Annotated in this window: 8 protein-coding genes; 1 reads left to right on the top strand and 7 read right to left on the bottom strand. The window is 50.7% G+C overall.

Annotated elements, in window-relative coordinates; translation table 11 throughout:
- The 5 genes from bioA to LBJ25_06550 form a co-directional block, all read right to left on the bottom strand.
- A partial coding sequence (bioA, locus tag LBJ25_06570; protein ID MDR1453617.1) for an adenosylmethionine--8-amino-7-oxononanoate transaminase occupies positions 1-1,133 on the bottom strand: 1,133 nt, incomplete at its 3' end.
- Positions 1,120-2,196, bottom strand: coding sequence for a radical SAM protein (locus tag LBJ25_06565; protein MDR1453616.1), 1,077 nt, complete (start codon positions 2,194-2,196; stop codon positions 1,120-1,122). The genes LBJ25_06565 and bioA, both read right to left, overlap by 14 nt.
- Complete coding sequence (locus tag LBJ25_06560) at positions 2,172-2,432, bottom strand: hypothetical protein (GenBank protein MDR1453615.1); 261 nt, start codon at positions 2,430-2,432, stop codon at positions 2,172-2,174. The genes LBJ25_06565 and LBJ25_06560 overlap by 25 nt, the downstream gene beginning before the upstream one ends.
- Positions 2,425-3,543: a homoserine O-acetyltransferase gene (locus LBJ25_06555; protein MDR1453614.1), complete on the bottom strand. Its 1,119-nt coding sequence runs from the start codon at positions 3,541-3,543 to the stop codon at positions 2,425-2,427. Before LBJ25_06555 ends, LBJ25_06560 begins: the two co-directional genes overlap by 8 nt.
- 3 nt (positions 3,544-3,546) lie before the next feature.
- Positions 3,547-3,777, bottom strand: a complete 231-nt coding sequence (locus tag LBJ25_06550; protein ID MDR1453613.1) for a hypothetical protein — start codon at positions 3,775-3,777, stop codon at positions 3,547-3,549.
- Between the two features lie 132 nt (positions 3,778-3,909).
- On the opposite strand from LBJ25_06550, the gene LBJ25_06545 reads away from it, so the two are divergent.
- On the top strand, positions 3,910-4,539 hold the full coding sequence (locus tag LBJ25_06545; GenBank protein MDR1453612.1) for a plasmid pRiA4b ORF-3 family protein: 630 nt from the start codon (positions 3,910-3,912) through the stop codon (positions 4,537-4,539).
- A gap of 19 nt (positions 4,540-4,558) precedes the next feature.
- Here the strand turns inward: LBJ25_06545 and LBJ25_06540 are convergent, their stop codons facing one another.
- A complete protein-coding gene (locus tag LBJ25_06540) occupies positions 4,559-5,497 on the bottom strand; it encodes a GDP-L-fucose synthase (protein ID MDR1453611.1) in 939 nt (312 codons plus the stop codon).
- On the bottom strand, positions 5,481-6,500 hold a 1,020-nt coding region (gmd, locus tag LBJ25_06535; GenBank protein MDR1453610.1), incomplete at its 5' end, for a GDP-mannose 4,6-dehydratase. The genes LBJ25_06540 and gmd, both read right to left, overlap by 17 nt.

Genomic DNA, 6,500 nt, shown 5'->3' with positions numbered 1-6,500 from the left:
TCCGGCAGTTCCAGCGCGGCGATCATTCCGCATTGGCGGATCTGCTTGACCTGTGGTATGCCGCGAAATTTTTCTAATTTGTCCCGCAGGAGAGCAATATTTTTGTTTACTCTGGCCAGTGTTTTTTCGCGGCGGAATAATTCCAGCGAGGCCAGCGCGGCGGCGCAGGCCAGCGGATTGCCGGTGTAAGTGTGTCCGTGGTAAAAAGTTCGCAGGCTCTCGAATTTTCCTTTGAAATTGTTGTAAATTTTTTCCGTTGTCAACGTGGCGGCCAGCGGCAGATAGCCGCCGGTCAAACCTTTGGCCAGAGCCAAAATATCCGGCGTTACTTTTTCCTGCGCGCAGGCAAACATTGTTCCGGTGCGGCCAAAACCCACGGCCACTTCATCGCAGATCAGCAGCACATTGTATTTGCTACAGAGCTGGCGCGCCACGGCGAGATAACCGGCCGGCGCGGTGTAGATCCCCGCCGCGCCCTGTACCAGCGGCTCGAGTACCAGCGCGGCTAATTCTTGGTGGTGTTTTTGCAAAACTTTTTCCAGAGCGGCGGCGGCGGTTTTTAAGTCCGGTTCGTGGCCGTAATGCCGGTACGGCGTGGGGATTTGAATTGTTTTAAACAACAATGGTTTGTAGATCGCGTGGTACATAGCCACGCCGCCCAGACTGACGCTGCCGATCGTATCGCCGTGATAGGCTTCGCTCAGAGTTAAAAATTTTTGTTTGGCGCGGTATTTTTTATTTTTATCCTGCTGCCAGTATTGATAGGCGATCTTCAGCGCGATCTCCATCGCCGTCGAGCCGGCATCGCTGTAAAAAACTCTAGCCAGGCCTGCGGGCGCCAGCGCGATCAATTTTTCCGCCAGCTCAATGGCCGGCGTGCTGCTCAAGCCCAGCAGGGTAGAGTGATCGAGTTTTTTTAGCTGGCGCTGTAGCGCGCGGTTGATGCGCGGATGGCAGTGGCCGTGCAGAGTGACCCACAGCGACGATACGCCGTCGAAATATTTTTTGCCGTGTATGTCATACAGATAGTTGCCGCGCGCGCGGTCAATGACGACAATGTCAGCATTTTCCCATTCCCGCATCTGGGTAAAAGGGTGCCAGATATATTTTTTGTCTTTTTCAGAATAATTCATTTAGATTTTCCACCTGTGCCGGCAGCTGATTATATACCTTTTTCCAGATTTCCGGCGATTCCATGCAGAGATATACCGGTATTCGCGGCGAGCTGGCGGCGATTTGCTTTAACAGGTGTCGGTAAATTTTAATGCGGAGCGGCTCGGGATAACGCATTTTTTTGTCGCGCCCGGGGAATAATTCGCCGTACACAATTGTGGACGCTGGAAATTTTTGTTCGATAATTGGCTTCAGAGCCGGCGTGAAACGCAGCGTGCCCAGTGAAATCCAGGCGATTTTTTCGGCGGGAATATTTTGTTTTAGCAGATCAATTACGGTTTGATATTCGGCTTGCCAGTCCGGGCTGTAGATTAGCGGATCAAAATGTAAGGCCACCCGATACCCCTGCTGTACCGCGCTCCTGGCCGCTTGTATCCTTGCCGCCAGCGGCGCCGCGCCGCTCTCGTCGCTGGCAATTAAATTTTGCGGATTGACCGACCAGGCCAAAACGATCTGGCTGCGAAATTGCTCCAGCGCGGCCGCTTCAGTTTCGCTCAGTGTCCAGCCGGATTTGGTTTTTAATTCCAGCGTGATCTCCGGCGCGACGGCGCAGATCTGCGGCGCGTAAGTACGGACAAATTGGGTGTATGGTTCCAGCGCTAGACTGTCGGTAAACTCGCCGGTGCCGAGGCGGATCTTGCCCCGGACTTTGCCGCGGAGCTCCGCCAGCATATCGTCCAGATTGACGTAAATAGTATAGTAAGGATTGTTGCTGTAGCTTTGCAAAAAACAATAAGTACAGTCAAAAGGACAGCCGGCGGCGATGTTGAGCGTGTAATAATTACAGCAAATATGTTCTTGGGTTCCCGGGCATTTTTCTAAAAAACGCCCGCGCTGTCTGGCCAAAACCAGCGGCTGGCCGGCTTTAGTAAAAACGGCTTTTTTATTCTGCCGGATCAGCGCGCGCAGATCGTCGATAAATTCCACGCGCGCGCCGGGAAATTTCTGCAAGATCGCCTGGGTATACGGCAGCGCGGCGATTTCTTTTTCGACGTGAATTATTTCCGGACGCACAGCTGCCATTCTCCTTTTTTTATTAAAAGGCTGGTTTCAGGAAAACGCTGTTCAAACAAGCTCTGCATAAAAATTTTGCGGTTAGTTTGTTTGGTTCTCTGTAGAATTTCCTGCGCCGTAATATTTTCCCGCCGCGTGATCTCGTAAATATAAGTCCGGCTGATCCGCCGCTGGGCATAAGTGAGCCGCAGCCGCGCGCTGGTTTCGGTCAGCAAATTTTCCGCCGCCGCGGAAAATTTAGACATCGAGAAAAGACTGCATGATCGGATTGAGCTTGTCGTATTCTAGCAAAAAAGCGTCGTGGCCGGCTTTGGATTCGATTTTGTAAGAGAGAATATATTTTTTGTTTTTTTGAAAAGACTCGATCAACTCCACAGATTGATATTCGGGAAAAAGCCAGTCCGAAGAAAAATAAATAAAAAGCGCCTTGGCTTGAATACGCTTGACCGCCGCGTCAAGACTGCGGAAGCCGCGGGTCAGGTCAAAAAGATCCATCGCTTTGCTCAAATAAAGATACGAGTTGGCGTCAAATCTTTGCATAAATTTCTCACCCTGATGATCAAGATAATTTTCCACCTGAAATTTTTCCTGAAAGCTGAATAGATTTTTGCGGCTGGCGCGTTCGCGGCCAAATTTATTTTGCATGCCTTCCTCGGACAGATAGGTGATGTGCGCGACCATGCGCGCCAGCCCCAGTCCTTTGATCTTTTCCGGCGCGCCGTAATAATCGCCGTTTTTCCAGCTCGGGTCGATCGTGATCGCGTGACGGCCGATCTTATTAAAAGCGATGGCCTGTGAGGAGAGCTTGGGCGTCGTGGAAATGACGATCAGGTGATCCATGAACTGCGGATAACGCACGCCCCATTCCAGCGTCTGCATACCGCCGATCGAGCCACCGACAATGGCTTTGAGTTTGGACAGGCGGAAATGCTCGGTCAGCAGCCGCAGCTGGGCGTCGACCATGTCTCGAATCGTGATGATCGGAAAACTCATAGCGTAAGGTTTTTGCGTCCGTGGATCGAGTGAGCTGGGGCCTGTCGAACCGGAGCAGCCGCCGAGAATATTGGAGCAGATGATGAAATACTTGTCCGTGTCAAACGGCTTGCCTGCGCCGACCACCGGCTCCCACCAGCCGGTCGATTTTTTTTCACCGGCCAGCCTGCCAGCCACGTGCGCGTTGCCGGTCAGCGCGTGGCAGACCAGTATCGCGTTGTCCCGCTGGGGCGTCAAATGGCCATAAGTTTCGTAAGCCAGCGTGATCGGCCCCAGTTTTTGGCCGCTTTCCAGGCGAAAATCTTTTTTTTGCGCAAAGGTAAACTGTCCCTGCCGAATATTCAGGCGTTTGACATCGTCCATAAATTATTTTTTGAGCGTTCTGCTTAAAAGCAGATTAGTCGCGGCGAGACATTTTTGCGTTTCATTGGTGCCTAAAAAACAAGCGCCCTGTTTGTAAACGCCGAGTTCTTTGCAGGTGTTCACGCAGGGACAATTGTCATTGACCGGCACGCTGCCAATAACGGTCAGATTTTGCTGCACTTTGGTCAAGCCTTTGCGCGGCGGCAGCGGCACGGTTTTGGCGATGGGTTCCATATGTTTATTTTACACTAAAATATTACTTTCGGATATTTTTATTATTTAGAAAATCCTGATAAGTTTGCCGGTCTTGTTGACTGGCAGAGTATAATTGTTGGCGTTATATAAAGTAAGAAAGGAGTATTTAAAATGCCAGCGGCTAAATTTACTGTCCCCAAGGCTGAAAAATATACTCGGGTTTTTCAGTTTAAAATTGTTTTGGACGAGACAGATGTGTGGCGTGTTATTCAGGTGCCTGATTCATATACTTTTTTTGATTTACACGTGGCGATTCAAGATGCCATGGGGTGGATAGATAGGCATTTGTTTTTATTTAAGTATGTACAGGATGGCAAAAAAATTGAATTGCATATGCCGGGGCAGGAACCTGAGCATAGTCCTGATTATGTGCCAGAAGCAGTTATTGAGTATGCTACAAAAACTGCGCTGCTTGATTATTTTCCTAGAAAACGCAGTGTAAAATATCTATATGATTTTGGCGACGATTGGCTGCATACCATAAGGCTGGAAAAAACCTTGCCCAGAGAAAAGGATAAGAAATATCCGATTTGTTTGTCTGGCAATATGGCTTGCCCGCCGGAGGACTGTGGCGGACTTCCGGGTTATGCTGAATGTATAGCGGTGGCTTCCGGACGCAAGAAAAACAATGAATTACAAGAATGGTTGCTAGGTTGGAAGCCGCGGTATTTTGATTTAAGTTTGATAAGGTTTGATTCGCCAAGCCGGAGATTTGAGGAGCGTCATAGATATAGAGGGTAGCTCTCATATTGAGAAAACATTACTTTCGGATATTTTTATTATTTAGAAAATCCTGATAGGTTTGCCGCAGACCTGTTTCCAGATCGATTTTATATTTCCAGCCCAATGACGTTAATTTGCTGACGTCGAGTAATTTGCGCGGCGTGCCATCCGGTTTAGTCTCGTCCCAGAGTATAACTCCGGAAAACCCAACAACTTTGGCGATGAGCCCGGCCAGCTCTTTGATGGTCAGGTCTGTGCCTGCGCCGACATTGACGTGCTCCGCGCTGGAATAATTTTGCAGGAGAAAATAACAGGCGTCAGCCAGATCGTCGACGTGCAAAAATTCGCGTCGCGGACTGCCCGTGCCCCAGCAGACGACTTCCGGCGCGTTGTTGATTTTGGCTTCGTGAAAACGGCGGATGAGACCGGGTATGACGTGCGAATGTTCCGGGTGATAATTATCATTAGTTCCATATAGATTGGTCGGCATGGCGGAAATAAAAGCGCAGCCGTGCTGTTTGCGGTACATCCGGCAGAGCGTGACCCCGGCGATCTTGGCCAGCGCGTAGGCTTCATTGGTTTTTTCTAAAGGCCCGGTCAATAAATATTTTTCCTTGATCGGCTGGGCGCAGTCGCGCGGATAAATGCAGGATGAGCCCAGAAATAATAATTTTTTTACGCCGGAGACATACGCGTTGTGAATGATGTTGTTTTGCAGCGTCAGATTTTCGTAAAGAAAATCCGCCGAAAGATCGTCATTGGCTTTAATACCGCCGACTTTGGCCGCGGCGTCGATGACGTATTCCGGTTTTTCCCGCTGGAAAAAATCCGCAACGGCTTTTTGATCGAGAAGATCGAGCTCCCGGCGGTCAGCGGTCAGAATATTGGCGTGCCCGGCTTTTTGCAGACGGCGCACAATGGCTGAGCCGACCAGACCTTTGTGTCCGGCGACGAAAATCTTATTTTGTTTTTCCATGAATATCCACCCAGTCAGCCTGGGTCATTATTTTGACCAGCTCGGCAAATTTTACTTTCGGTTCCCAGCCCAATTGTTTTTTAGCCTTGGCGGGATTGCCCAGCAATTGCTCGACTTCTGTCGGACGAAAATAACGCGGGTCGATCTTGACGAGCGGCTGGCCGGTTTTTTCCTCGCGCCCGATTTCGTCCACGCCTTGCCCCGACCAAATGATTTTCAAGTCCAGTTCAGCAAAAGCTTTTTCGGTAAATTCGCGGACAGTGTGCATCTCGCCCGTGGCCACGACGTAATCGTCCGGCTGCGGCTGCTGGAGCATGAGCTGCATCATCTCGGTGTATTCCGGCGCGTAGCCCCAGTCGCGTTTGGCCTCAAGATTGCCGATATACAGGCAGTCCTGCAGACCGGCTTTGATGCGGGCGGCGGCCATGGTGATCTTGCGCGTGACGAACGTTTCGCCGCGGCGCGGAGACTCGTGATTGAAAAGTATGCCGTTAGAAGCGTGCAGGCCGTAAGCCTCGCGGTAATTGACCACGATCCAGTAAGCGTAGAGTTTGGCCGCGGCGTACGGACTGCGCGGATAAAAAGGCGTTTTCTCCGACTGCGGTGTTTCCTGCACCAGACCGTACAGTTCGCTGGTGGAGGCTTGATAAAAGCGCGTTTTGTCCTTAAGGCCGGTTTCTTTAATAGCGTCCAAAAATCTCAAAGCGCCGATGCCGTCCACGTGCGCCGTATACTCCGGCACCTCAAAAGACACCTGCACATGCGACTGCGCGCCGAGATTGTAAATTTCGTCCGGCGCGATCTTTTCCAGCAGACGGTTAATATTGCTGCTGTCGGTCAGGTCGCCGTAATGCAGAAACAAACGGACATTTTTGTTGTGCTGATCTTTATAGAGATGATCGATGCGTTTGGTGTTAAACGAACTGGAACGGCGGATCATGCCGTGCACCGCGTAGCCTCTGGCCAGCAACTGTTCGGCCAGATACGAGCCGTCCTGTCCGGT

This window comes from Candidatus Margulisiibacteriota bacterium, assembly GCA_031268855.1.
Lineage (GTDB): Bacteria > Margulisbacteria > Termititenacia > Termititenacales > Termititenacaceae > Termititenax.
Note: the sequence above shows the minus strand (reverse complement) of the source record. Positions and strands in the feature narration are given on the sequence as shown.